The 26,396-nt window shown below is 66.1% G+C and carries 20 protein-coding genes; 5 read left to right on the forward strand and 15 right to left on the reverse strand.

Annotated elements, in window-relative coordinates; genetic code table 11:
• Positions 1-70 precede the first annotated feature (70 nt).
• On the forward strand, positions 71-1,558 hold the full coding sequence (gene eccB, locus NV348_RS21090; protein ID WP_447148432.1) for a type VII secretion protein EccB: 1,488 nt from the start codon (positions 71-73) through the stop codon (positions 1,556-1,558).
• On the opposite strand, the gene NV348_RS21095 is transcribed toward eccB, so the two are convergent.
• From NV348_RS21095 to eccD, 3 genes are all read right to left on the reverse strand, one after another.
• Entirely contained in the window at positions 1,559-2,314 is a 756-nt protein-coding gene (locus NV348_RS21095; RefSeq protein ID WP_447148433.1) for a potassium channel family protein, read from the reverse strand.
• Between the two features lie 74 nt (positions 2,315-2,388).
• Positions 2,389-3,789, reverse strand: coding sequence for a type VII secretion-associated serine protease mycosin (mycP, locus tag NV348_RS21100; protein WP_447148434.1), 1,401 nt, complete (start codon positions 3,787-3,789; stop codon positions 2,389-2,391).
• Positions 3,786-5,252, reverse strand: a complete 1,467-nt coding sequence (gene eccD, locus NV348_RS21105; protein WP_447148435.1) for a type VII secretion integral membrane protein EccD — start codon at positions 5,250-5,252, stop codon at positions 3,786-3,788. The genes mycP and eccD overlap by 4 nt, the downstream gene beginning before the upstream one ends.
• 185 nt (positions 5,253-5,437) lie before the next feature.
• Between eccD and eccCa the strand changes: the two genes are divergently transcribed.
• The 4 genes from eccCa to NV348_RS21125 all read left to right on the forward strand — a co-directional run bounded on the left by eccCa (position 5,438) and on the right by NV348_RS21125 (position 11,722).
• Positions 5,438-9,472, forward strand: coding sequence for a type VII secretion protein EccCa (eccCa, locus tag NV348_RS21110; protein WP_447148436.1), 4,035 nt, complete (start codon positions 5,438-5,440; stop codon positions 9,470-9,472).
• Positions 9,454-10,926 carry a type VII secretion-associated protein gene (locus NV348_RS21115; protein ID WP_447148437.1) on the forward strand — a complete coding sequence of 491 codons (1,473 nt, stop codon included), beginning with the start codon at positions 9,454-9,456 and terminating at the stop codon, positions 10,924-10,926. The genes eccCa and NV348_RS21115 overlap by 19 nt, the downstream gene beginning before the upstream one ends.
• 124 nt (positions 10,927-11,050) lie before the next feature.
• Positions 11,051-11,383 (forward strand): WXG100 family type VII secretion target, encoded by a 333-nt coding sequence (locus tag NV348_RS21120; protein WP_447148438.1) that lies wholly within the window; start codon positions 11,051-11,053, stop codon positions 11,381-11,383.
• 33 nt (positions 11,384-11,416) lie between these two features.
• A complete protein-coding gene (locus tag NV348_RS21125) occupies positions 11,417-11,722 on the forward strand; it encodes a WXG100 family type VII secretion target (RefSeq protein WP_447148439.1) in 306 nt (101 codons plus the stop codon).
• Positions 11,723-11,794: 72 nt separating this feature from the next.
• Here NV348_RS21125 and NV348_RS21130 read toward each other — a convergent pair whose 3' ends face one another.
• The 12 genes from NV348_RS21130 to NV348_RS21185 form a co-directional block, all read right to left on the reverse strand.
• Entirely contained in the window at positions 11,795-12,979 is a 1,185-nt protein-coding gene (locus tag NV348_RS21130) for a DUF7373 family lipoprotein (RefSeq protein ID WP_447148440.1), read from the reverse strand.
• Entirely contained in the window at positions 12,980-14,206 is a 1,227-nt protein-coding gene (locus NV348_RS21135) for a DUF7373 family lipoprotein (protein WP_447148441.1), read from the reverse strand.
• Positions 14,203-15,792 (reverse strand): serine/threonine-protein kinase, encoded by a 1,590-nt coding sequence (locus NV348_RS21140; RefSeq protein ID WP_447148442.1) that lies wholly within the window; start codon positions 15,790-15,792, stop codon positions 14,203-14,205. The genes NV348_RS21135 and NV348_RS21140 overlap by 4 nt, the downstream gene beginning before the upstream one ends.
• A gap of 92 nt (positions 15,793-15,884) precedes the next feature.
• On the reverse strand, positions 15,885-17,099 hold the full coding sequence (locus NV348_RS21145; protein WP_447148443.1) for a DUF7373 family lipoprotein: 1,215 nt from the start codon (positions 17,097-17,099) through the stop codon (positions 15,885-15,887).
• A gap of 3 nt (positions 17,100-17,102) precedes the next feature.
• Positions 17,103-18,326, reverse strand: a complete 1,224-nt coding sequence (locus NV348_RS21150; RefSeq protein WP_447148444.1) for a DUF7373 family lipoprotein — start codon at positions 18,324-18,326, stop codon at positions 17,103-17,105.
• An 11-nt stretch (positions 18,327-18,337) separates the two neighbouring features.
• Entirely contained in the window at positions 18,338-19,570 is a 1,233-nt protein-coding gene (locus tag NV348_RS21155) for a DUF7373 family lipoprotein (RefSeq protein ID WP_447148445.1), read from the reverse strand.
• A gap of 204 nt (positions 19,571-19,774) precedes the next feature.
• Positions 19,775-20,116 carry an Imm8 family immunity protein gene (locus NV348_RS21160; protein WP_447148446.1) on the reverse strand — a complete coding sequence of 114 codons (342 nt, stop codon included), beginning with the start codon at positions 20,114-20,116 and terminating at the stop codon, positions 19,775-19,777.
• A gap of 166 nt (positions 20,117-20,282) precedes the next feature.
• The gene (locus NV348_RS21165; RefSeq protein WP_447151110.1) at positions 20,283-20,834 is read right to left on the reverse strand and encodes a WXG100 family type VII secretion target; all 552 of its coding nucleotides are present in this window, start codon (positions 20,832-20,834) and stop codon (positions 20,283-20,285) included.
• Positions 20,835-20,937: 103 nt separating this feature from the next.
• On the reverse strand, positions 20,938-22,473 hold the full coding sequence (locus NV348_RS21170) for a serine/threonine-protein kinase (RefSeq protein ID WP_447148447.1): 1,536 nt from the start codon (positions 22,471-22,473) through the stop codon (positions 20,938-20,940).
• A gap of 81 nt (positions 22,474-22,554) precedes the next feature.
• Complete coding sequence (locus NV348_RS21175; protein ID WP_447148448.1) at positions 22,555-23,796, reverse strand: DUF7373 family lipoprotein; 1,242 nt, start codon at positions 23,794-23,796, stop codon at positions 22,555-22,557.
• Positions 23,793-24,947 (reverse strand): DUF7373 family lipoprotein, encoded by a 1,155-nt coding sequence (locus tag NV348_RS21180; RefSeq protein ID WP_447148449.1) that lies wholly within the window; start codon positions 24,945-24,947, stop codon positions 23,793-23,795. The genes NV348_RS21175 and NV348_RS21180 overlap by 4 nt, the downstream gene beginning before the upstream one ends.
• 138 nt (positions 24,948-25,085) lie before the next feature.
• A complete protein-coding gene (locus tag NV348_RS21185; protein ID WP_447148450.1) occupies positions 25,086-26,291 on the reverse strand; it encodes a DUF7373 family lipoprotein in 1,206 nt (401 codons plus the stop codon).
• Positions 26,292-26,396: the final 105 nt, after the last annotated feature.

Consider the following 26,396-nt stretch of genomic DNA (forward strand, 5'->3'; position numbering starts at 1 on the left):
GAATGTGAACAAGTGCTGCCGGGAACTGTACTGTGTTGCCCGGACGAGAGCACTGTTCGGGGGAGGAACCATGCCTTCAAAACCCACTACACGCTGGCAGGTCAGCGGCTACCGCTTCCTGGTGCGGCGGATGGAGCACGCCCTGGTGCGCCGGGACGTGCGCATGCTGCACGATCCGATGCGCGCCCAGTCCCGGGCATACGCGGTGGGTTTGGTACTCGGCCTGGTCGTGCTGGCGGGTTGCGGCATCCTCGCGCTGTTGCGCCCGCAGGACAAGATCGGCGACAACAAGATCCTGATCGGCAAGGAATCCGGTGGCGTCTATGTCGTCATCGAGAACGTCGTGCACCCCGCGCTCAACCTGGCCTCTGCCCGGCTGGCCGCCGGTGAGGCGGCCAAGGCGGTCATCGTCAAGGAATCCGAACTCGGCAAGAAGCCGCGCGGCCAGCTGATCGGCATTCCGGGCGCGCCGTCGTCGCTGCTGTACGACAAGGACGGCAAGGGCCGGCAGTGGTCGGTGTGCGACCAGCTCAAGTCCGACGGCACCGCCGATCTGACCACCTCGGTGCTGGCCGGTTCGCTCGACCTCGGCGACAAGGCCTCGGCGATGCCGGCGGACAAGGCGCTGCTCGTCAAGGCCAAGGACGACGTCTTCCTCGTCTTCGACAGCAAGCGCGCCAAGGTGAACATGAACGACCCGGCCGTCACGCTCGCGCTCGGCATCGCCGGTGTCACCCCGCGCCCGATCAGCGAGGGTGTGCTCAACGCGATTCCGGAAGTGCTGCCGGTGGTCTCGCCGGTCATCGCCAACCCGGGTGGTGTACCGACCTACAACGTCAGCGGTCATCGGATAGGCGATGTCGTTCAGGTGTTCAACGCGCCGAACCAGGACTTCGTCGTGCTGCAGGACGGCTTGCAGCCAATCTCGGCCGTGACGGCCCAGATCATCCGCAACTCGGTCAACTCGACCATGGCGGGCACCACGATCCAGAACACCGAGCGCGTGAACGCGCCTGTTTCGCAGTCACTGAAGGTCGACAACTACCCGAAGGAGCGGCCGACCCTGGTCACTGCCAAGGATCAGCCGGTCAGCTGCCTGTCCTGGAAGCCGATCCCCGGCGCCACCGACAACAACGACGCCACCGCCCGCGCCGAACTGTCCGTGCTCACCGGTATCGACCTGCCCATCCCGGACAAGGCCAAGCTGGTCAGCCTCGCCCAGGCCGACGGCTCCGGCCCGAAGGCTGACTCGGTCTACATCCCGCCCGCCTCGGGCGCCTACGTCCAGACCACCGGCATCGAACCGGACAGCCGCCGCAAGGACAGCCTGTTCTACATCGCCGACACCGGAGTTCGCTTCGGCATCAAGAACTCCGACGCGGTGAAGGCGCTCGGGCTGGAGAACGTGAAGGCCGAGCCGGCGCCGTGGCCGATCGTCGGGCTGCTCGCGGGCGGCCCGAGCCTGGGCCGGGAGGACGCGATGGTCGCGCACGACGGCGTCGCGCCGGACTCGTCCCCGGCCAAGCAGCCGGTGGCCACCGTCGCCAACAGCAAGTAGTCAGCCGACGGGCGGGGACTCCGACCGCGCCCGCAATTCGGCGACCTCCGAACGCAACTCGCGCACTTCGTCGACGAGTTCGGCCAGCGTGCGTTCGGTCCGGTCGGCCGCGTCGTCGACGGTCTTGAGCTGCTCGACGACCCAGCTGGTCATGGTGCCGATGGCGAAGGAGATCAGGCCGATACCCAGAAACATAAGGACCAGCGACACCAGCCTGCCTTCGATGGTCACTGGGTAGACGTCGCCGTAGCCGACCGTCGTCACCGAGACGGCCGACCACCACAGCGCGTCATCGAAGGTTTCGATCTTGCTGTCGGGCGCACCGTACTCGGCATCGAAGAAGGCCAGGCTCGACAGCAGCAGGATCAGCAGCGAACTGGTGCCGACGAAGGTGACCAGCCGGGTCCGCGGATGCGTCGCCCGGTTGAGCGAGTCGAGCAGCAGCAGCGCGGCGCGCAACAGGCGCAGCGGGCGAAACGGCGGCACCAGCACGACGAGCAGGTCGAGCGGATGCTTGCGGACGAACCGGGGCCGATCGGTCGACAACCGCAGCCGGACCGCGAAGTCCACCGCGAACACCGCCCAGATCCCGACATCGGCCCACACCAGGCAGGCGTCCAGCGTCGGCGAGGCATCGGTGTCGAGCACCCGCCACGCATACAGCAGCAGGAACAGCACGGCCAGCACCATCATCGGCAGGTTGGTGGCCTGTTCCCACCGCTGTCTGCGGGTCGGTGGGCGCGGCTCTGTGGTCAACGAATCCATACTGCTACCTGGGTCGACGGGCTGCGCGGAGTGCGCTCGACCAGGACGGTACCGCGTCCGCTCCCTCAGGTGTCTTCGCGTACGCCGAACCGGCGGCGGATCGGGAACGAGGCGAGCATGCCGAGCACGAACAGCAGACCGACCACGCCCGCCCCGATCAGCCCGACATTCCTGGCCGTGTTGTCCGGCATCGGCGCGGGCGCGGGCACCGCGAGCTGCACCTGCTTGGCCGGCGACGGCCGCTTGGGCGGCAACGGCCCGGTGACCTCCGCGGTGAGCGCCGCGATCGGATCGACGCTGCCGTAGCCGATGTACTGGTTCCAGCCCTCGGCGGGCGCGTGCGCGGTCGCCTGGATCCGCTTCATCACTTCTTTGGCGCTGAGCTCGGGGAACCGCGCCCGCACCAGCGCGACCACGCCGGACACCAGCGGTGTCGCGAAACTGGTGCCGCTGATCGGGCCGGTCTGGCCCTGCTGGTTCACCGTTCCGGTCGCGGTGCCGGGCCCGCGCGGGTTCAGCGACGTCATGTTCTCGCCGGGCGCGGCGACGCTGAGCCACGGTCCGGCGACGGTGAACTTCGACGGTGCGCCGTTCGCGTCGATCGAGCCGACGGCCAGCACGTACTCGTCCCAGCGCGCGGGGCTGACGTTCATCGAGGTCTTGGTCCACGGGTCGGCGTTGGGCTCGAGCGGGTCGACCACCGTGTTCGCCGTCTTGCAGGTATCCGAATTACCCGCCGCCACAACGGGAACCGCGTTCTTGACCTCGACCGCGTACTGCAGGGCCGCACCGATCGCCCGGTCGTTGACGTCCTTGTTGGTGCCACACCACACTTCGGAGACGTTGATGACGCCCGCGCCCATATCGGCGGCGCGCCGGATGGCCGAGGCCATCGTGTTCAGGTTGCCGTAGCCGTCGGGCAGATCCTCGGGCGCCTTGTTCCGGTTGGCGCCCTCCTTCTGATACATCTTGCTGGTTTGCCGGATCGTGAGGATGCGAGCCTCCGGCGCCACCCCCGCGAATCCCTGACCGGGCACCTGGGTCGCCGCGATCAACCCGGCCACGAAGGTGCCGTGCGCGTCGCAGTCCTCGGCGCCGTCACCGGAATTGGCGACGAAGTCACCCGCCGCGATCATGTCGGGCAGGCGGTCGTGCCTGCTCACGCCGGTGTCGATCACCGCGATCAATTGGCCGGCGCCGCGCGAGAACTCCCACGCCCGCGTCAGATCGAGGGACCGTTGCGCGTCCGGGATGGCGGGCCCGTCACCGCCGGTGGCCACCGTGGTGCACACCGCGTTCGAGCCGACTTCGGTCTTCTCCGGCGGCGCGGCCGGATCGCCCGCGGGCAGATCAGCGGGATCGGCGGCGGGCGGCCGGTCGGCCGAGGCGGGCGCCGCACCCACCCCGAACGACGCGCCCACGCCGAGCGCCACGGCCGCCGCCGCGACGCGCAGGCTCGCGTTCACAGCCCGCGGACGAGGGAGTAGAGCTCGGCGACCCAGAACACCAGCGGCAGCACCGCGGCGACGAACGCGTACTCGAGCAATTCGACCGCCCGGCGCATCGGCGGCGTCGCCGACTGGTTCGGCACGATCAGGCCGATCACCAGCGCGGCGATCAGGATCGCCAGCGCGGCGCCGAAAACCACCAGCGGCTGGCGCATTTCGAGCGCGACCCCGACCAGCATGATCAGCACGATCGACGCGCCACCCGCGATCAGCACGATCGCCTGCTCGGCGCCGGCGTAGGTGCGGCTGCGGAACATCAGCACGGCCGCGCAGACCAGCGCGAGTGCGATGCCGGGCCAGTACGGGTCGTCCGCGGCCGCGTCGATCGCCAGCAGCGCGCCGACGACGGTGACCAGCGTGGTCGCGGTGACCAGACCCGCGAGGTAGTTGCGGGCCCGCTCCGACCTGGCCCGCAGCGCGTCCAGGGTGGGCAGCGCGCGGTGGTCGTCGGGATCGTCCTCGGTCGGATCGATCGGGGTGCCGGGGGAGGGGACCGGCGGCAGCGGCAGCTTCGCCAGCAGCATCGATACCCGCGGCGACAGCGAGAGCCCGGCCAGCCCGACCGCCGCGACGACGGCGCCGATGGCCTTGACCGGCTGCTCGGTGAGCAGCCCGACCAGCGCCGCCGGAATGACGAACACCGAGACCGCGGCCGCGCCGATGAACAGCGCGAGGCCGACCCCGGTGACGCGCCAGGCCAGCACGGCGGTCGCGCCGAACAGCGTCGCGCCGAGCAGCAGATGCGCCCAGCCGTAATGATCGGGGACCAGCAGCATGCCGCCGGTGAACGCGGTCGGCAGCGCGCAGCCGCCGAGGACCAGCGCGGCCGAGGTGTCGCCGTACATGCGGCTGAGCACCGTGCCCGCGACCACGCACAGGATCGTGACCAGCAGCGCGAGCGAGCCGGTCACCCAGAACGGCAGCGCGTCCGGGGCGGCGAGCAGACCGAAGCAGCCGACCAGCATGGTGATCGCGGCGAGCACCGAACCGGTGATGCGCGCCGTCTTCGGGGTCCAGCTGCGGTAGTGGTCGGCGTCGGCGATCGCGACGTTGTACATGATGTCGTCGAACAGCGGCGTCGGCGCGGTGTGCGAGGCGCTCTCCAGCATGAGGAGTTCGCCGTCGCGCACCCCGTGCTCACCGAGACTGAGCGAATTCGAGAACGGCGGATGACCGATGCGGGCGAGCACCCATTCGGCCGGCTCGTAGCGCTCACCGTCATTGTCGAAATCGTTGGAACGGCTGTGCTGAGCGACCATGTCGACCACGCTCGGAATGACGAGCGCGACCGGCACGTCGACCGGAATCGCCATGTCGACCTGCGTGTGCTTGGCCAGAATCGTCACCCGGGCCAGATCCGGTGCGCGAACAATGCCGCGCGCGGAATCCTCCTCGAGATGATCGAGTCGCGCGTGCGTCAAAACTCCCCCAACTCCGTCTCTACCTCGTGTTTCCGCTCGACCCCTCGGGCGATCGACAGTTTGCGGAACTCACCGTTCGGACAGCAGAATGCCTGACGAACCATACGACATGTCGGCCGCGACCTCTACACTGAGCCCGTCGCGAGGGAAGACAGCGAGTAGTCAAGCAGGGGGAGTCTTCGACCATGAGCACAGTACGGTTCCAGCGCCGTGCCCGGCGCGAGATGCCGCGCACGCCCGGTGGCGAGGTCACCCTGCAGCCGCCGCCCGAGATCCCCCGGATCACGCCGGGAAACCTGCTGATGAAGATGATGCCCGTCGTCATGGTCGTCGGCATGGTCGGCATGATGGCGCTGATGTTCACCCAGGGCAGCGGCATGCTGTCCAACCCGATGTCGATGATGTTCCCGCTGATGATGATCATGTCGATGGTCACCATGTTCGGTCAGGGCAACGGCAAGGGCGCCAAGGCCGCCGAGGCCAACGAGGACCGCAAGGACTACCTGCGCTACCTCGACCAGGTCCGCAAGGACGTCGACGAGACCGCCAAGCAGCAGCGCGCCGCCGTCGAGTGGAGCCACCCCGAGCCCGGCCTGATCTGGATGCTCGCCGGCACCAGCCGCATGTGGGAGCGCCGCTCCGGCGACAAGGACTTCTGCCACGCCAGGATCGGCCTCGGCGGTCAGCGCCTGGCCACCCGCCTGGTCGCCCCGGAGACCGGCCCGGTCGAAGAGCTCGAACCGATCGCCGCGGTCTCCCTGCGCCGCTTCGTCCGCGCCCACTCCACGGTCCCCGACCTGCCCACCGCGATCGCGGTGAAGGGCTTCGGCACCATCGCCCTCGACGGCGACCGCGCCCAGGCCCGCGACATGACCCGCGCGATGCTGTTGCAGCTGTGCATGTTCCAGGCGCCCGACCAGGTGCTCGTCGCCGTGGTCTGCGGCCCCGACACCGCGCGCGAGTGGGAGTGGACCAAGTGGCTCCCGCACACCCAGCACCCCGAGGTCTCCGACGGCATCGGCACCCAGCGCATGTTCTACGGCTCCATCCGCGAAGCCCTGAGCAGCCTGCACCCGCTGCTCGGCAACCGCGTGCGCTACTCCCGTAACCAGCCGAACAACCCGAACCTGGTGCACGTGGTGATCGTCGTCGACGGCGGCCTGCTCGAGGCCGAGGACGACCAGCTCCGCGAATCCGGCTTCGAGGGCGTCACCATCATCGACCTGTGCAATTACGCACCCCGCCTTGCCGTTTCGCGTGGCATCAAGATGGTCGTCGAAGACGGCGAATGCCTCGGCCGTGGCGCCACCGGCAACCAGGAGCGCTTCGCCACCATCGACCGCGTCAGCGCCGAGCAGGCCCAGCAGGCCGCCCGCCGCCTCGCCCCCTACCGCGCCGCCACCCAGCGCAGCAGCGACGTCGAAACCGACGACTCCGAGACCATCTCCACCTGGTCGCAGCTGATGAGCCTCGGCGACATCGGCAACTTCAACCCGGCCAGCGCCTGGCGTCCGCGGTACGGACGTGAGCGTCTGCGCGTGCCGTTCGGCATCGGTGCCGACGGTGCTCCGGTCGAACTCGATATCAAGGAAGCCGCCGAGAACGGCATGGGCCCGCACGGCCTGTGCATCGGCGCCACCGGTTCCGGTAAGTCCGAGTTCCTGCGCACCCTCGTGCTCAGCCTGCTCGCCACCCACTCGCCCGACCAGCTCAACCTGGTCCTGGTCGACTTCAAGGGTGGTGCCACCTTCCTCGGCCTCGACGGCGTCCCGCACGTCGCCGCGGTCATCACCAACCTCGAAGACGAGGCCGACCTCGTCGACCGGATGAAGGACGCGCTGGCGGGCGAGATGAACCGCCGCCAGGAAGTCCTGCGCCAGGCGGGCAACTTCGCCAACGTCTCCGAATACGAGAAGGCCCGCGCCGCGGGCGCCGACCTCGACCCGCTGCCCGCCCTGTTCGTCGTGCTCGACGAGTTCTCCGAACTCCTCACCCAGCACCCGGATTTCGCCGAGCTGTTCGTGATGATCGGCCGCCTCGGCCGCTCGCTGCACGTCCACCTCCTGCTCGCCTCGCAGCGACTGGAAGAGGGCAAGCTCAAGGGCCTCGAGTCCCACCTGTCCTACCGCATCGGCCTGAAGACGTTCTCCGCCAACGAGTCCCGCCAGGTCCTCGGCGTCCCCGACGCCTACAACCTGCCCAACTCACCCGGTGGCGGTTACCTCAAGGCCGACTCCGGCGAGATCCAGCGCTTCCAGGCCTCCTACGTCTCCGGCCCGTACGTCGGCGGCGGCTCACAGCGCGAGGTCACCAGCGCGGGCATCGTCGGCGGCGAAATCGACGTCAACGCACGCCCTTTCAGCGCCAACCACGTCGCCTTCCGCACCTCCGACCGGATCCCGGTCGCACCGGAATCGACCTACGAGCCCGAGCCCACCGGCGACGACGGCGACCAGATGTCGAACCTGAACATGCTCGTGTCCCGCATCACCGGCCACGGCCGGCCCGCCCACGAGATCTGGCTGCCGCCGCTCGACGAGGCACCGACCCTGGACCAGCTGAACCCGCGCTCGATCATCACCGGCGAGTACTCGCCGATCGCCAGCCTGCGCGCCGCGATCGGTATCGTCGACCGCCCGTACGATCAGCGGCGCGACCCGATGATGCTGGACCTGTCGGGTGCCCGCGGCCACGTGGCGATCGTCGGTGGCCCGCAGTCGGGTAAGTCGACGGCCTTGCGTTCGCTGGTCATGTCGATGTCGATGACCCACACCGCCGAGCAGGTGCAGTTCTACTGCCTCGATTTCGGTGGTGGCACGCTGTCCAGCCTCGAGGGACTCCCGCACGTCGGCTCCGTGGCCAACCGTCTGGACCCGGACAAGGTGCGTCGCACCGTCGCCGAGATGAGCACCCTCGTCCGGCAGCGTGAACAGCGCTTCCATCAGCTGGGCATCGAGTCCATGGTCGAGTACCGGCGCCTGCGCGCGATGGACCCCAACAGCAGCCCCGCCGCGGCCGGCGCGCACGCCGACCCGTACGGCGACGCCTTCCTCGTCATCGACGGCTTCGGCACGATCCGCCAGGACTACGAGGCACTCGAACAGCAGATCACCAACCTTGCCCTGCAAGGCCTTTCGTACGGCGTGCACGTCGTCATCGGCCTGTCCCGGTGGATGGAAGCGCGCCCAGCCCTCAAGGACCAGATCGCCACCCGCATCGAACTCCGACTGGGTGACCCGATGGACTCCGACATCGGCCGCAAGTTCGCCTCGCTCGTGCCACAGGGTCGTCCGGGCCGCGGTATCACCCCGGACGCACTGCACATGCTGATGGCGCTGCCCCGCGTCGACGGCAGCTCCGACCCGCTCGACCTGAGCGCCGGTGTCGCCCACGCGGTCGAACTGATCGCACAGCGCACTCCCGGTCGTCCGGCCCCCGGCACACGCACGCTGCCGGACTTGCTGGACCGGAACGAGCTGCTGCTCGGCATGCGCAACTGGCCCGCGGAAGTCGACCGGTCGCGTCCGAACATGCTGGTGCCGATCGGTGTCAACGAGTCCGAGCTGGCGCCGGTCATGCTGAATTTGGCCGATACGCCGCACTTCCTGGTCTTCGGTGATAGCGAGTGCGGTAAGACCGCGCTGCTGCGGGGAATCGTCCAGGGTCTCGTCGAATCGAACGAACCGTCGCAGGCCAAGATCATCCTCGGTGACTACCGGCGCACCCTGCTGGGCACCATCGAGACGAATCACCTGGCCGGCTACGCGCCCTCGGCGGAAGTGCTCACCCCGTTCGTCCAGCAGGTCGTCGGGATCCTCAAGTCCCGGATGCCGGGCGCCAACATCACGCAGCAGGAACTGCGAGCGCGCTCGTGGTGGACAGGTCCCGAGCTGTACCTGATCATCGACGACTACGACCTGGTCGTCACCCCGTCGGGTAACCCGCTCTCGCCGCTGGTCGAATTCATCCCGCACGCCAAGGACATCGGCTTCCACCTGATCATCGCCCGCCGATCCGGTGGTGCGTCGCGGGCGCTCTACGAGCCCGTGGTGTCCCGGATGCGCGACGTCGGTTGCATCGGCCTGGTGATGAGCGGTAGCCGCGACGAAGGACAGCTCTTCGGCACCGTGCGCGCCAGCGCGATGCCCCCGGGTCGAGGAACCCTCGTCACCAGGAACGCGATCGATCTGGTGCAGTTGGCATGGGCACCGGCCTTGTGACCGACATCGACGTCGTGGTCGGCGATGCGCGCGTGCTGGCGCGCACCGCTGCCCGGCACGTGGATGTCGCGCCCACGGTGATGCCGGTGCCGAACGGCATCCTGGTCGGCGCGCCCACCGGCCCGTCGCAACCGGCGGTCTCGGCGCTGGCCATGGCGGACTCGCCATGGATCGGCTACGAGCCGCACCCGCTCTCGATCGCGGCAGCCACCGACGCCGTGGTCGACGATGTCCTCGCCGGCGTCGCACCGACTCCGCCCGGCGCGAGCATCGGTGTCGCACATCCCAGTTCGTGGTCGACGGCCCGCCGCTCGATCCTCGCCCGCTCATTCGCCAGGTACTCGGGTTCGGTCACGCTGGAACCGATCGCCGCCCGTGTCGCCCGGTTGCGCCAGACGCTCGCGACCACCGAGTTCGTCGTTGTCATCGAAATCGACCCGCTGGCCGTCACGGTGAGCGCGGTCGACCGTTCCCGGGACCAGATCTCGGTCGCGGCCTGCGAGCACGAACCCACCCTGGGCGCGGGCGACTGGAACGACGACGACATCGACCGCCTGGCGGCCATGATCCGCGAGGTCGCCGACGGCTCCCGCCCGACATCGGTACTGATCGTCGGCCCGACCGACGACCACCTGCTGGAGCGCCTGCGCGAGTTCGCCGCCGAAACCTGGACCACGCAACCGACCCCGTTGGTCCAACCACTGGCCTTCACCGCCCTGCTGCTGCCGCAATCCGGACTCAACGACGACCGGGCACGCCCGATCCCGGCACAGAACGCCGAATGGGTGGGCACCCTCCGCGAACGCGCCGCCGCCACAGCACCCTCGCCGCGCCACAGCACCACCAAAATCATTGCGGCAGCGGCGGTATCGCTGGCGGTCGTCACCGCGGGCATCGTCGCGGTCGTGGCCACTCGCAGCAGCGACGCCGACGCCGCGGGAACCACCGCCGCTCGGAGCATGTCAGCCGCGGTATCCACGACTCCGGAGTCCTTGGCACCGAAACCGTCGACCACCCAGCCGGCCGCTTCCCCCGCCCAGCACGCAATGGGCCGCGTTACCTTCGACATCCCGTCCGGTTGGCGCCTCGCCACCGGCTCACCAGCGGACCGAGCCGTGCTCGTTCCACAGACAGCCACCCCCGGCCGAATTACTGTGACGTACAACACTGTCGCGGACCAGGCTGGATATGATGAAGTGCTAAGGGACATCACCGCGCGGATCTCACGCGCCGAGCCCGGGCGGTTCGGCACGCCGGAACGCGATGTGGTGTTCGCCGGGCGCCGGGGGATCGGCTACCAAGAGCTTCCTGGCGACGGTTCCGTCGTCAGGTGGTACGTCCTTCTCGACCATGGCGTCCAGACCAACGTCGGCTGCCAGCACGGCTCGGGAGGATGGGGGACTGTCAGTACTGCGTGCGAGGAAGTGATGCGATCAGTGTCGATCTCGCCGTAGGTTTCGGAAACTTCTCCGAAAGATGATGGAACCGAACGCACCGTCGGTGCGTCGAACCTAAGTAGAAGGGCTCAGATCGCCAGCAGGGGGGTCTGGTCCACCTTGACCACGAAGGAGCCAGAAGATGGGTTTTTCCGCTTCGCCCGCCGAGATCGAGACGTTCTCGACGAAGATGAAAGACAAGCACGACATGATCGAGGCGATGATCCGGAACTCGGAAGGCCACGCCACCAACGTCAACAACCCGGCCTTCCAGGGCGCCGCGGGTGAGGCGTTCCAGAAGGCGATGACGTCCTACCTCGAGTCCGCCCGCGCGCTGAACAACCAGCTGTACAACAGCTCGGACAACGTCTCGCAGATCGCCAAGACGATCACGAACGAGGAAGTCGACAACGCGCAGCAGATCATCGCGGAGTCCGCTGACACGCCGACTCCGACTCTGAACATGAAATCCTGATCATCCTCCTGCTGACAACCTTAAGGAACGCCAATGACTGATATCGGTTCGATTCGGTATGACTTCGCCGCGATCAACGACGCCGGCGCCGGCCTTCAGACGCAGGCCCGGGAAATCACCACTGCCCTGCAGGACTACGAGAACGAGTTCCAGCGCTTCATCGAGGAGCACTGGTCTGATGGTGAGGGCTCGACGGCCTTCACCATCCTTCAGACCAAGTGGCAGTCGCAGTCGATCGACCTGAACACCAAGCTTCAGGCGATCGGTACCAAGACCCTGTCGGGCTCGGAAAACATGAAGGCCACCGACGGGCGCCTCGCTCAGATGCTGCTGAGCTAGCCCACTGGCTTGACAACGGAAGGTGGGTACGGATTTCTCCGTACCCACCTTCTTCTGTTTCGGCTTGGCTGGTTAGCCAGCAGTCGCCAATAGTTTGTACTGGGCTGCAAGACGTTGGCGCACGTCCTGCAGGTTTGTTCCAGGTACCGAGATGACGTATCTGCCAACTGGCGCTAGACACCGGGGGGTGTTGACACCGGTAGCTTCGAGATTGGGGTCGAGCGCGTAGCAATGGGCAACCGGCAAGTTCTGTGGAGCCTCAGCATCGACAAGTCCTGTGGAATTAAAGGCGCCGTTCTGCAGAGCTGCTATCAGCCTGGTGGCGGCTGCTTCGTCGCGAGTGCGATAGACGGTAGCGCCATTAATTGCCACATAGTCGACGCCTGTATCAGCGAAGGCCGCAGACAGGGCAGCTGGCCGCTCCGATAGCGCCAGCGCGGCGTGTGCAGGATAGACGGCACCGCCAGAGAGTGGCTTGTCTCTGGGGAGCGTTTTGCTCAGCAGTCCGTCGGTATCTAGTGGAAGCTGGTTCAGCCCAGACGTTGGTGTCGGCGAATAATCGCGGAGCATATTTAGCTGCTTCTCGAGAAACCTCTTGGTTATCTCGATATTGTCGACAGGATTGAATGGCCGACTGACCGGGTCGTTTATCTGAATGTACAGTAGCATGTCGTTCTGTACGAGCCATGTCCGAATCGAAGCAACGCCCGTAATGTCCGTCGGGGCGATCTTTGATGTCACGTCGGAGAATCCGCTAACTCCGTTATGGAAGTCACCGGGGCTGCGATCTGCCAATTTGTTCGATGCAGCGCGCGCCTGGCTCGGATCGCCGAAGCGGAGCGTAAAGGTTTCGATCGTGCGGCCACGGCCCAGCTCGTTTCGACGATTCGCGGACATGCGCCATCCTGCGACAAGGCCTGGCATCTCATCCGCGAATTGGCTGCTCTCGATACGAGCGCCGTTGAAGTAGGGTGGCTCCTCTGGCGTTACCCGGTTTACTCGCGCTGGGTAGAGCGGCGCAAAGCCGAACCGGCTGTCATAGTCAAGGGGGAGTGGCGTCAAACTGCCGATTCTGATCGATTCTCGTGCGGCTCCGGACATCGGTGTCCTGATAGACTCGACATCGATCGGTCTCGTTGAATAGTTTCCGACGTCCAGTTTATCGATATCTATCTCTTGCGGGGATCCCGAAGTCCCGCACGCGCTCGCGAGGAGTGTCAGGGCGGCAAGGGCTGGTGCGAACCTCGTGCTCCGCATCTATTCCTCGCATTTCTTCAAGATGGCGTATTGCGCGGCTGCGCGCTCCATCAATGAGCTCTCGATCTCGCCGCCGCTGATCGATTTCGCCGTCACAACTGCAACGTACCTATCATGTACGACTGCGCACAGCGCGTCGTAATTGCGGCTCTTGTCGGCAGTATCCAGTCTGATGCACTGTGTGTCCGCCATTCCTGGAGGTGACTTCAGAATCACGTCGTCTTTTCCGGGAGTTGTGAAGAATGTCTGAAGCCGAAAGGCGGATGCAAGATCACGAGTGCGATAAACAGTACTCGACCTGCGGCCGATCAAGTCTACGCCAGTCTCCTCGAATTTCTTCCGCGCTTCCGCTGGGCGGCGCTCGAAATGGAGGATCCCGGAAGGCTCGAAAGGTCCGAAATCCTCCTCGGATCTACTTATGCCCACGCCATCTCGACCGTCGCGGACGGTTGCGCGGCGCATAATGTTCTCTGGGTCGAGGGGGGCATCGAGAACATCGTCGAGTGGTATAGGCTTGAACCGGTCGAGTGCCTCTATCTGCATTTCGATCGTCTTCTTCGTCGTTGCCAAAGCGGCGCCGACATCGGGATTTGGGGTCTTCACTCTCGTCCAGAGGACATACTGTCCGTGCGGCTCCCAAGAGTCGAGAACATTCTCGAATTCTATTGATGCATGAGCGTTGGGGTGGTCCGGAATCTGCACGATCTGCCGGGCGCCTGACTCGGTTGTTATCCGATGGAACTCCCCCGCGACTCTCGCGGCCTCAGAGGGCGTCGAGAATTGCAGAACAGCTATAGCGAGATCTTTGGGTGAGCGAACACTTCCATTCGATTGGGATGTCGATACACCGCCAATAAAATCAATGTTGAGGCGCACTGGGGCGGAATACTGCTCCCCGAGGCCGCCTTTCGATGGCATTGCGGCATGGTCGGCAAATATCTGGGTGCCACCGGGCGTGTCCAACGAAGGATCCACGTCGATCGGATGCACCAGGTAGTTGAGCATCCTGCGGGCTTCAATGAGCCTTATGACCTTGGGTGTGTCGGAGTTCCAGGTGATGTCGAAAGGCGTGGGAACGTTCTTAAACGGCCCAGGGCGCAGGTGCTCGAGATCGACTGGCGTTGCGCCAGGTTGTGGGTTCCCTGGAACCGTTGCACCACAACCGGTAGCGAGCGCCAACACCCCGGATAGCGCTAACATGCGAATTTTGCCGATCGACGGCGTCATTGGATGGCCTTTGCGATTGCTGGAACCATCTTATCGATGAGGATCTGCTGCGACTGGTCGCTCCACACCTGAAAGGCCTGCACTGTCGAAGGATCATCGATAACGACGACCGTTGCTTTTCCGCTGGTCAGCGCGTACGGGAGGCCGCGGAATCCGCCATTTCCGGCCTGGCCGTCTGTACGGAGCACGATGACGATATCGGTGCTGTTCTTTATGCTGTAGTCTCCGACTGAGAGCGCACGAGGCGACTTCTCGTTTCCAACGGCCTTGTAGTCGGCGTTATAGTCGAAGTCCAGATCGCGCAAGAACTTCCACTGGTCGCTCGGATTGAGAACCACGGACAGGGTGGAATTGCCGAAATTGTATGCGGTGATCGACTTTCCGCTGAACTCCGGATGCTGTGTCCGGACTTGGGCCATCGGGTCATTGCCGCCGCCGGTTGGTGAACCACCTGATCTGGTCAGAACGAAGATCCCGGTTCCGATAAGCGCCGCAACGAGCACAGCGATTAGCCCTGACAGCAGCAGTTTCCGTGCACGCTTCGGTCGATAGGGTGTGGGATTGCGAGCGGTGAGGATATCGCTTTCGGGGACACCAGCATGGGTTTGGTAAGTGGGGATCGGACGACTCGGGTCCGTGCCCCACTGAGGCGAGACGACGTCGGTGGCGGCAGTGGCCGGGCCGTTGATCGGCATGCGCGGGGCGGTGTGGAATCCCTGGGAGGCGGGTGCCTGCATGGGCGCGCCGAACAGGGCGTTGTGGGCGTCCTGGATGAATTCGCGGCAGGTGTTGTAGCGGTGGGCCGGGTCTTTCGCCATGACCTTGGCGATGACGTGGTCGATCGCGGGTGGGAGGTCCGGGCGGATGGCGGTGGCTCGGGGTGGGGGTTCGTGCAGGTGGCCCATCATGACCATGGCCGGGACCGTGGCGGGGTAGGGGTTCTGGCCGGTGAGGAGTTTGTAGAGGGAGCAGCCGAGGCTGTAGATGTCGGCGCGGTGGTCGAGCTTGGTGCCCATCAGTTGCTCGGGGGGAGCGTAGGCGACGGTGGCCATGAAGTTGCCGGTGGCGGTGAGGTCCTGGCCGTCGTCGGCCGACTTGGCGACACCGAAGTCTGTCAGCAGGACGCGTTCTTCGTCGCCGTCTTCGGCTGCGGCGATCATGAAGTTGGCGGGCTTGATGTCGCGGTGGAGGAGGCCGCGGCGGTGGGCGTAGTCGAGGCCCTTGCCGACCTCGCCGATGATGCGCAGGGCCCGGTGCGCCGGCATGGCGCTCGGGCCCTTGGCCACCTCGGCGGAGGCGTCGGTGCCGTCGACGTACTGCATGGCGATCCACAGCTGGCCGTCCTCGTCGCCGCGGTTGTAGACGGCGACGATGTTCGGATGGTCCAGGCCTGCGGCGAGATTGGCTTCCCGCTCGAACCGGCCCCGGAACTCGGGGTCGGTGGACAGGTCGCCGCTGAGGACCTTGAGGGCGTCGCGGCGGGGGAGGCTGGGGTTCTGGGCGAGGTAGACGGTGCCCATGCCTCCGGCGCCGAGGACCTTGATCACTCGGTAGCCACCCACAATTGCGCCGGGCCGCAAGGCCATTCGCGTCTCCTCAATCCTTCGCGCGCCCCGCAGTGCACGTTCCAACAGGGCAATCTAGCAGGTGCTGTCACACCCCACAGTGCTCGTGCGTGTCAGTTGAACCCGACCAGCAGCTTGTACTGTGCGGCGGCCCGTTGGTAAACGTCCTGCAGGTTGGTGCCGGATACGCCGAACACATATCGACCGATCACACCGTGACACGTCGGGGGCGCGTCGGAGGCGTACTTCACTTCGGGTTTCGCATTGAAGCAATTGACGACCGGCAGATTCGGCGGACCGTCGACCTTCATGTACTCCGTATCGCTGGTCGTCTCGTTGTCCAGCGCCGCGCGGAATCGGCCTGCCGCGGACTCGTCACGGGTGCGGTACACGGATCCGGTGTCGAACGCCATGAGGTCGACACCGGCGTCGGTGTAGGCGGGACCCATGACCGCCGGATGCTCTTCGAGATGCAGGACGGCCTGCGCCGGATACACCGCGGAGCTGCTGGTTCCCTTTTTCGGGCGCTTCGAAGCCTCGGTCGGCAGTACGTGACTCAGCAAGCCCTCGGTGTCGAGCGGCAGTTTGTCGATCTCGTTCAGCGGCGTCGGGGTGTATGTGCGGAACATCTCGATCTGCTTGTCGAAATACTTGCGCACGACTTCGGCGTCCGCGGCCGGGTCGTAGGGGAGGCCGATCGGATCGGTGACGTCGATGGACAGCAGCATGTCGCCGCGGACCAGCCAGGCGCGCAGGTGCTGCAGCCGCAGCGGGTCGGTTTTGACTTCCAGCTTGGCCAGGCTGTCGGGGTAGTTCGGAATCTGATAGGCCGCGCTCGGCGTGCGGTTCGACAGTTCGGTCGCCGCGAATTTCGCCTGATCCGGCGTCGAGAAGCGCAGGGTGATCGTCGATACCTCACGGCCGGCGTAGAGCTGGTCACGGCGATTCGCGGAACTGTCCCATCCGGCGACGACACCCGGAATGACGGTGTTGAAATCAGTGGATTCGATTCCCGAGCCACTGAAGTACGGCGGGTCGATCGCGGTGATGTGCCGACCACCGCTGTATCCGGTCGCGAAGATGAATCGCGGATCGAATTGGGAGGTGATCGGAGTCGCGGCACCGATGCGGATCGCCTCGCGCAGGGCTCCCGACGTCGGCACCCGGCTGGGCTCGAGGTCGACCGCTTTCGTCGGGTAGTTACCGGAGTCCAGCTTGGTGACGTCGACGGCCGGTGTCTGCGGTGCGGCGGCATCGGAGCCGCCGCACGCGGCCAGCGCGAATCCGAGTGTCAGCAATGCGCTGCTCAGGCGGAGTTTTCGCATCATCGTTCACTCACTCTTCTTCAGGATCGCGTACTGCGCGGCGGTCCGTTCCTGCAGGATCGGGTCGACCTGCAGCGCCGCCTTCGACACGCTCGCCAGCGACATGACAACGGCGACGTAGCGGCCGTAGACGAGAACGCAGATCCCGTTGTAGCCACGGTTCGGGTCCTCGTCCTCGAGCCGCAGGCACTGGGCGTCGGCGATGCCGGGTGGGGGAGCGAGTTCGGAGTCGCTCTTACCGCGCTTGGCGAGGGCGGTTTGCAGCGTGAACGCGGCCTCGACATCGCGGGTGCGGTACACGGTGCTGAAGCGCCGGCCGACCAGGTCGACGCCGGCCGCGTCGAACGCCTTCCTCGCCTCGGCGGGGTTCCGCTCGAAGTGCAGGATCCCGGACGGCTCGAAGGTGCCGAAGTCCTCTTCGTGGTAGCTCATGCCGTAGGGGTCGCCCGACGGCGATTTGCCCGTCGCCCGCCGCATGATCCCGTCGGGATCGAGCGGCAGGTCGAGCAGGTCGTCCGGGGCGATGACCCGGTACTTGTCGAGAGCGGGCAGCTGCAGATCCAGGGTCTTCTTGACCTTGGCGGCCAAACCGGCCTGATCGGCGGTCTCCTGCGAGATGCTGACGGCGATCACGAAGGGTCCGTGCGCCTGGAAGGCGCTGACCGCCGTGCCGTCCTTGGTCGACCCGTTGGCCTCGGCGTAGCCGGGAATCGTCACCGGCTGCCGGGGCGATTCGCCGGAGGTGCTCACCTGATACATCGCCGTCGCCGCGTTCTTGCTGTCCTGCGCGGTCGCGAAATGCAGCACGCTCAGGTGCAGGCCCTTGGTATCGCGCACGCTGCCGTTCGTGCGTGACGCGGTGACGCCGGCGATGAAGCTGTTGCCGTCGACCGCGGCCTTGAACTGCTCCGGGAGCCCGTCGTCCTTCGACATGTCCGTGCCGTCGGCGAACACCTTGGTGGTGAGGCGCTTCGTCAGTTCGGGGTCGACATCGATCGGCTGGACGAGAACATTGAGCAACCGACGCCCCTCGATCAACCTGACCGATTTCGCGGTGTCGGAGTACTTCAGATCGAAGGCGGTCGGTTCGGTGACCGCCGCACCGGTTTTCAGCGTCGCCAGGTCGACCGGCGTCATGCCGGGCTTGGCCTGGCCGGAAATGGGCGCCGCGCAACCCGACCCGACGATCAGGATGGTGAGCAGCCCGGCCAGCCGCAGGGTGTTCTTCATCTCGGGCATCCTCATCGGCGGGTGAGCAGAACGTATTGGGCGGCGACCTGCTGATGCAGATCCTGCAGGTTCCCGTCGCGGATCTGCGCGGCGTAGCGGTCCACCTGCAGGTAGCAGATGTAGTCGGAGGTTTTCACCTCGCCCTGTGACTCGTAGGTGTTGGCCCGGCAGGCGACCGCGTCGGCCAGCTTCGACGGCGCCGCCGCCTCCTTCGAGTCCGCCTCCGGCTTCTTCCACTCGTCGACCAGGGTCTTCGCGCCCGCGGCCGTGGTGGATCGGAAAACGACCGAGTCGCCGAAGGTGATCAGGTCGATGCCGTTCTTGGTGAACGTGTTCAGCAGATCGGCGTCCGGATCGGCGAACAGGCTCAGTGCGCCGCGTCCGATGGAGTATCCGTCGGGCTGTGCGCGCACCGGCGCCGACGGATCCGAGGGCAGGGTCCGGCCGAGGAGTCCGGTCGGGTCCAGCGGGACCCGCTCGAGCTGGTCCGACGGGGTCGGCACGAACTTGTCCAGGAGCGGAATCTGCACCGCGAGTGCCTGTTCGACCTGCGCGGTCAGCGAGGGCAGATCGGGTGCCTTGGTCCCGTCATCGATCTTCATGAAGATCACGTAGCGGTCGTGCACCGTCCAGGAACCGATGGAGGAGACCGACGGCCGCCAATGCGCGTAGGTCTTCGGGTACTTGGTGATCGACACGGACTCGTTGTCGCTGTTGAAGGTGAAGTCGTCGTGCTCGAGGATCGGCGCGACGGTCTCCGCCGTCTTGGCGTCGGGGAAGATCAGGACCGAGAGATTGAGGCTGCGGCGCGGCTCGTCCCCGCTCGGACCGGTCGCCCAGGTGTTCAGCCAGCCGGCGACCAGATCCTCGGCGACCTCGTCGAAGGTGTCGTTGATGATGAGCTTGCCCAGGCCCTTGCGATTCAGCACGATCTGTGTGGGATGGACCAGCGATTCCCGGCGATTGTCGTAGACGTAGGCGGGGTCGATCTCGAAGGGCACGGCCACGTAGTCCGCGAGCCGCTGCGCTTCCCACGCCCGTCCCTGGTTCAGGCTCTTGGCGTTGCCGACCGTGCGCGGCTGGGTTTGGTAGTTGCCGAAATCCAGGTCCGACTTGTCCGGTTCGATGCGCGTCGCGCTCCCCGATACCGGTGATCCGCACCCGACCACGGCGGTGGCGACCACGACGGCGACCGCCGCCAGAATCGCTCCGCGCGCTCTCGATGCACCACGGTTGAGCAGCACGCTCTCCCCCTCCAACTGACCAGCTGATCCGATCGTGGACCGACTCGGACCGAGTCCCAGGCCCACCCTTCCCCGGTGATCTGGCTCGCGGGCATAGTAGCGCACGTGGTCTCGGCGCACCCACGCCAGATGATCCACCGGCGCCGCACCCATCCGGAATCTATTAGATCCTGGAAAATAGATCCATCTCGTGCCAAGGGGTTGTTACGGGCGATAATCCAGGAACTCCCACTTTCCAAGATTTCCGATTTCGACCGCCAGTTCCTGCCATGTCGGTCGCTCCAATGGCGCCAGGAAGTCTGCCACATACTGTTCGATGAGTTCGACGTCTATTCGGTCCAATACCAGGAGAAATCGTCCTGCATCCGGATCTTTGGAAATTGCCTGTGCACGCCATGCGGGTGTACACACCGTAACATCGAATGATTCTTCGCCTCGTCCACCGAGTGGGCCGATCATCAATTGCACGAACAGTGCATCGTCCGGCAGAATGTCACTGGTCAAGTCGGCATCTGGGCTGTGCAGCCCTTTCAATTCAGCCTTCATGGTGCGTCCGTGATGTAGAGGTGTCCATTGCCCTGCCATTCCTTGGTTGTCGACGGTAGGGTCCGCCATTCAAAATTCGCTTGAGTGAGGCCCAGGTTCGGCTTATAGCTCGGTGGCCGGTATTGGCGGAGGCCATCTTCGCTTACCCAGGTTTTTCCATCTGACGCTAGCTTCGCATTCGGTTCGACCCAGGCCTTTCCGGCGGCCTCGGCTTCTTCCATTGTGCCCTCGCCGAGGCCAAAATTTCCCTTGTTCTTCTTGGCCTGTTGCAAGATGTCGGTATCCCGCTGTAGTTGGAGTGCGCAATTTGAGCGGCGCTCTCCATTGCTGCCAGGCCATCCTGAATGTCGGTTGCACCGTCGGCCCATTCGCGATGTGCGACTTGGTAGGCAGTCGCGGCCTCGCCGCTCCAGTTGAGCATCGCTGCATTGGCGGCGGAGTCCAGTGCAGCGAGCTGGTCTGCGACGTAGCCCTTCAATCCGCGCATCCGTGCTGTCACCGCGTCCAGATGCTCGAGATCGACCGAAAATCCGTCCTCGGCGGTGATCCCGAGCTGTTCGGCGAGCGCGAACAGAGTGTCCCATACATCAAGAGCGCCCCGATGCATCTCATCCCATCCGGCTACGTAGGAGTCTGCGGCCGCACCTTTCCAAGTGGACGTCAAGCCCTGCACTTCGGTGTCCAGACTTGCCGAAGCAGAACGCAATTCCTCAGCGATTCGATACGCGGTACGCCCTCCACCGCTTCAGTGCCATCGAGAGAGATTGTACTGCAGCGGTTCTCATGGACACCTGGTGTGAAGCGGTGGTGAGTGCCCTGTCCTACTTCACGCGGCTCTTCAGGACCGGGAGCAGCCGGGACAGCAGGGTCTGTTCCGAGCTCGACGTCCAGGAGCGCAGGGCCGTGACGCTGATCGGGTCGTCGACCGGGATGACGGTGGCGCGGGAGCCGGTGATCTGGAAGGGGAGGCCCAGGAGGCCGCCGCCGCCGGCTTTGGCGTCGCTGCGGACGGCGAGGATATAGCTGTCCTCGGCGACGTTCAGCCGGTCGAAGGAGTTGGCGACCGGGCGGGGGGAGGGTTCCTCACCGGACTTGGTGTAGTTGAAGTTGTAGACGAAACCCAGGTCCTCGAGGAACTTGGTCTGCAGGGTGCCGCCCAGGTAGGTAGCGACCTTGTTGTCGGCGTCGACGTCGACCATCAGGACGGTCTTGCCGGTGAAGGCCGGGTTGTCCTTGCGGGCCTGCTCGAGCGGGCTCAGGGCGGCGGTCGAGACGGTCGTCGTGCCCGAGCCGCCGACCTGCGGACTGTCGCCGCGGGCGGCCCAGATGCCGATCCCGGCGGCCACCGCGACGACGGCGACCAGCGCACCGACGGTGAGGACCAGCCGGTTCTTCGAATTCTTCGGTGGTTCACCGGGATTCGTCGAGCCGATCGCGGTGACGGCGTTGGGCGACCACTGGGTGTGCGTCTGGATCGGGTAGGTCGGCGCGGTGTGATGGCCCGTGGGATGCGAGCCGGGGACGAGGGCGGCGGTCGCGGCGGTGGTGAATTCGCGGCAGGTCGAGAATCGCTCGTTCGGGTTCTTCGCCATGGCGCGGGCGAAGACCTGGTCGATCGCGGGTGGCAGGCCGGGACGCACGGCGGTCGCGCGGGGCGGCGGTTCGTGCAGGTGCCCCATCATCACCAGGGCCGGTTGTGTTGCGGGATACGGGTTCTGGCCGGTGAGGAGTTTGAAGAAGGCGCAGGCCAGGCTGTAGACGTCGGCGCGGTGGTCGAGATGACCACCCGACAGCTGCTCCGGCGGGGCATAGGCGATGGTGGCGAGGAAGCTTCCGGTCTGGGTGAGCTCGGAGGCGTCGTCGGTCGACTTGGCCACGCCGAAGTCGGTGAGCAACACCCGCTCGTCGTCGCCGTAGGTGTCCGAGAGCAGGAAGTTCGCCGGTTTGACGTCGCGGTGCAGCAGGCCGCGATGGTGCGCGAAGTCCAGGCCCTTGCCGACCTCGGTGGTGATGCGCAGGGCGCGCAGCGGGGTCATCGCGTGCGGGTCGCGGGCGAGTTCGGCGGCGGCGTCGGTGCCTTCGACGAACTGCATCGCGATCCACAGCTGGCCGTGCTCCTCGCCGCGGTTGTAGACCGAGACGATGTTCGGGTGATCGAGGCCGGCGGCGAGATTGGCTTCGCGTTCGAACCTGGCGCGGAACTCGGGATCGCGGCTGAGCTCGGGGCTGAGGATCTTGAGCGCGTCCGTGCGAGGCAGGCTCGGATGCGCGGCCAGATAGACCGAGCCCATGCCGCCCGCGCCCAGCTTGCGGATGACTCGGTAGCCACCGACGATGGTGCCCGGGCTCATCGTCATCTCTTTCGGTCTCCTGACTCGTTGCTGTGCCGCGCTCCGGCGGGAGCATACTGGCCGCCCTGTCGACGCGCAGTCCTCAGCTCACCGGCTGTTGGCGAAGACGGCGTACTGCGCGGCCGCGCGTTGCTGAGCGTCGAGGAGCTGTTCGCTGCTGACGATCCCGACGTACTGCTTGTAGGCGAGGATGCAGCTGAAGCGCTTCTTCGCGGCCAGCTGCTTGTTCTCCACACAGGTCGCGCCGGTGAGGTTGGGCGGGGGCGCGACGTCGGTCGCGGTGGGCCAGAGGAACAGCTTCTCGGCGACCGCGCGGCGGGCCGACTCGGCGTCGGGAGTCCGGATTCCGATCGAGCCCCACGAGATGGCGACCTGCTGGGCGTTCATCTTCGTGAGCTGCTGCCCGATGTACTCGCGGTGGTCGGGGAGCGGGCCACCGGAGTAGTGCTGGATGCCGCGCGCGCCGGTGACCAGGTAGTACGAGCCCTCGGGGCTGGTCAGCCCATCGGGGTTGAGGGTCCGCATCAGGACGTGATCGGGGTCCCAGGGCAGGGTCATGAGCTGTTCGTCGGTCAGCGGCGTCGTCGCGGCCAGCGCCTCGATCTGCTTGGTCAGCGCCGACTCGGCCAGGGCGGTGAGCGCGGGCAGGTCGGGCCTGGCCACCGACAGCAGGAAGGCGATCACATACGGACCGTGCGGCAACAGCACCCGGACGAACGGCGAGTCCGGACGCCACTGGGCATGGGCGGCAGGGTATTTCGGCAGCGACACCGGCTGGTTGCGCCCCTCCTGCGCGGCGAAGTCGGCGTCGTGGAATTCCCGGGCCGCCGCCGTGGCGCGCTCGGCGTCGGGGAATTGCAGGATCATCGTGGTCGCGGTGAACCAGTTGTTGTCCTTCTTGGTCGGCCAGGTACCGCTGGTGGTGACGCTGAGATCCTTCGAGGCACCGCTGGAATGGAAGCCGTAGAGCATCTTGTATTTCTGCGCGATGGCCGACATCGCCGTCTCGTTGCCGAGTTCCGACGGCATCAGCCGGGCATTGTTCGCGTCGGCCCGGTTGCCGTAGATCATCTGCGGATCGATGTCGTAGGCGCTGATCGCGTAGTCCGCGATCCGCATCGCGGCCAGCTTGTACATCTCGTAGAAGGCCGGACTCGGATCGTCGTCGTGGGCATTGGGCGGTTCGGTGGGATACGCGCCGACATCGAGCGAGCGGACATCGATCTCACCGGGCACGCCGGAGCCGGACACGGTGGCACCGCAGGCCGTCAGGACGGCGGTCAGCAGGGCGGTGATCAGCACCGTCGCGGTGCGCTTCGGGCTGCTCATCGGGCGTTCACCAGCAGCGCGTACTGGGCGGAGATACGTTGCTGGGCATCGAGGAGCTGGTTCGACCACACGTAGGCGGCGTAGCGGTCGTAGGACACCGCGCAGTAGAAACGGACAGCCAGCTTCTCCCGGCCGATGTATTCCTTGCACCGGGCGCTCGGCAGATTCTTCGGTGGGTCCGCGGCGGTGAACTTGCGGGTGAGGCCGCCGAGTTCGTCGCGCACCGCCCGCGCGCCCGCGATGTCGCGCGCGCGGTAGACATCCGAGCCGTCGTTGGCGAACAGGTCCACCCCGTTGTCGTCGATCATCTTCGTGGCGCTCTCCGGATCGGAGGAGAAATGCCGTGCGGTGCGGCCCGCGTAGACGCCCGGCGGGTTGATCCACGAATCCTCGCGCGGGCGGGGCGCGGTGCGGCCGAGCATGTTCTCACGATCGCGCTGGAGCGTCATCAGCTGGTCGACGGGGGTCGGGGTGAACTTCGCGACCGAGGGCACGACGGTGTCGAGGCTCTTGCGAGTCAGGTCGAGCAGCGCCTGCTTGTCGACTTTCTCCAGATAGATCTTCAGGTAGTCGTAGAACCAGGTGTAGATCACGAGATGGCCGGTGGCGAACCAGGATCCGATCGACTGCTGGTCGGGCTGCCAATGCGCTTTCGCGGCGGGATAACCGGGAATCTCGATCGGCTGATTGTTCGGCGCGTAACCGAAATCGAGTCGTTCGAGCGCGGTCGCCGCGGCGGCGGCTTTCTGTTCGTCGGGGAAGATCATCACGGCATTGACCATGTCGATGCCCTTGTTGTGGCCCGCGGTCTCCGCCGAACTCACGAAACCGCCGATGAAGTCCGGCGCGATCTCGCCGAAACGATCGACCGCCATGATCTTGCCGAGCGACGCCTCGGCATCGATGAACACCGTGGCGATCGAGGAGTTGGTGTGGACGAAGCGCGGATCGATGTCGGCGGGGGTGGGGACGTGGTCACCGAGCCGCTCAGCTTCGATGAAGCGCGCCTGATCGTGGTTCGCGACCGTGCCGACCTGGCGTGGTTGCGTGGCGTAGGCGCCGACGTCGAGGGTGGTGAGGTCGACCGGGATCTCGGTCGCCCCGGACGCCTGGTCGCCGGTGCCACAGGCCGCGACGACACCTGTCAGCACAGTGGCCGCCAGCGCGGCGCAAGCGGACCTGACTGGTCTCGTGGCTCGCAACACGATCATTCCTCCCCGAAACGATGGTCGGCGGAATACTACGTCACCGAATTCGGGGATGGGCGGTGCTGTTGTGCGCGGCCGGGCTCACAGACTGTTGGCGAGCAAGGCGTACTGCGCGGAGATCTTCTGGCGGACGTCGGGTTCCTGGTCGGAACTGACGATGCCGAGATAGCGCTTGTACGGGACGTAGCAGCGGTATTTGTACTCTTCCTCGGCGTCGCCCTGGTTGTTGAGTTGCAGGCATTTGGCGCCGGGGATGTCGGTGGGGGCGGGCAGGGTGTCGTAGTGACCCGCGCTGTCGATGAGGCCGGTCATCAGGGCCTCGGCGGCGGCCAGGTCGCGCACGCGGGTGACGGAGCCGCCGTCGACGAGGGCGATGCTCTCGGCGCCGGTGGTGTCGACCAGCCGTTGGCGGGTGGTCTGGTCGTCGGCGTTGTTGACCAGGTGGGCGGGGCTGTAGACGGCGAAGGAGTGCTGGTCGGGGTGCTCGCCGGCGCGGTCCTGCACGACGGCGCGGGCGAGCAGCCGCTCCGGGTCGATCGGGAGGTCGCCGAGTTCGTCGAACGGGGTGGGGGAGAAGGTGGCGAGCTGGGTGAGCTCGGCGGCGAGGGTCTTGTCGACCCAGGAGATGAGGTCGATGGAGTCGGCGCGCGGGCGCTGGATGAACAGCGAGATCACGAACTCCTTGTGCGCGAGGAACGCGCCGATGGTCGGCACGTTCGGGCGCCAATGGACGTAGGCCTCGGGGTATTTGGTCGACGGGAGCTTGCGGTTGTCCGGTGACACCGCCAGGTCGACGTCCTCGAGCTCGCGGGCGGCGAGCGTGGCCGCGGTGGCGTCCGGGAAACGGAAGACGGCGGTGGTCACGGCGGTCGCGTCGTCCGCCGGGCGCTTCTGGCCAGACGGATCGGGCTGGTCGGAGCCGAGGGCGGCGTACCCGGTGACGAATTTGCGGTTCTCCAGAACGGGTTTGGAGACATTGGCGACGAAGTCGAGCGCGCGCTCGACATCGGGGACCACGGTACCGCCGCGTCCGTGCGACAGCGACGGATCGATACGCACGGCGGAAACGACGGCCGCCGACATGCGGGTGCCCTCGACGAGCGCGCCCCGGCTGCCCGCGGTGTCGTCGTAGCTGTGGTGATCGGTGGCGTAGGTGCCCGTCTCCAGGCCGCGCACATCGGGTTCGGCGGCGACCGGGGTTCCGGTGACCGCGCAGCCGGTGAGGGCGGCGGCGAGCGTGGCACCACAGAGTGCGGACGCGATACGGATCTTCGTCGAATAGATCATCGGTGCCCCTTGATGTTCCTCCCGCGGTCCCTTGAAGTTACCGGACCATCGCCGCCCAGGGGGACCTATGTGGGCGGGTTTGCCATAGTCTGGAGGACATGGCGA

Source organism: Nocardia fodinahabitans (assembly GCF_052983615.1).

Excerpts from the sequence above, each read along its gene's own strand:
- NV348_RS21150 (WP_447148444.1), bottom strand. The coding sequence starts at position 18,326 with ATGAAGAACACCCTGCGGCTGGCCGGGCTGCTCACCATCCTGATCGTC.
- NV348_RS21170 (WP_447148447.1), bottom strand. The coding sequence starts at position 22,473 with ATGACGATGAGCCCGGGCACCATCGTCGGTGGCTACCGAGTCATCCGC.
- NV348_RS21175 (WP_447148448.1), bottom strand. The coding sequence starts at position 23,796 with ATGAGCAGCCCGAAGCGCACCGCGACGGTGCTGATCACCGCCCTGCTG.
- NV348_RS21185 (WP_447148450.1), bottom strand. The coding sequence starts at position 26,291 with ATGATCTATTCGACGAAGATCCGTATCGCGTCCGCACTCTGTGGTGCC.
- NV348_RS21145 (WP_447148443.1), bottom strand. The coding sequence starts at position 17,099 with ATGATGCGAAAACTCCGCCTGAGCAGCGCATTGCTGACACTCGGATTC.
- NV348_RS21160 (WP_447148446.1), bottom strand. The coding sequence starts at position 20,116 with ATGAAGGCTGAATTGAAAGGGCTGCACAGCCCAGATGCCGACTTGACC.
- NV348_RS21130 (WP_447148440.1), bottom strand. The coding sequence starts at position 12,979 with ATGCGGAGCACGAGGTTCGCACCAGCCCTTGCCGCCCTGACACTCCTC.
- NV348_RS21115 (WP_447148437.1), top strand. The coding sequence starts at position 9,454 with ATGGGCACCGGCCTTGTGACCGACATCGACGTCGTGGTCGGCGATGCG.
- eccB (WP_447148432.1), top strand. The coding sequence starts at position 71 with ATGCCTTCAAAACCCACTACACGCTGGCAGGTCAGCGGCTACCGCTTC.
- NV348_RS21120 (WP_447148438.1), top strand. The coding sequence starts at position 11,051 with ATGGGTTTTTCCGCTTCGCCCGCCGAGATCGAGACGTTCTCGACGAAG.
- NV348_RS21125 (WP_447148439.1), top strand. The coding sequence starts at position 11,417 with ATGACTGATATCGGTTCGATTCGGTATGACTTCGCCGCGATCAACGAC.
- NV348_RS21135 (WP_447148441.1), bottom strand. The coding sequence starts at position 14,206 with ATGACGCCGTCGATCGGCAAAATTCGCATGTTAGCGCTATCCGGGGTG.
- NV348_RS21140 (WP_447148442.1), bottom strand. The coding sequence starts at position 15,792 with ATGGCCTTGCGGCCCGGCGCAATTGTGGGTGGCTACCGAGTGATCAAG.
- eccCa (WP_447148436.1), top strand. The coding sequence starts at position 5,438 with ATGAGCACAGTACGGTTCCAGCGCCGTGCCCGGCGCGAGATGCCGCGC.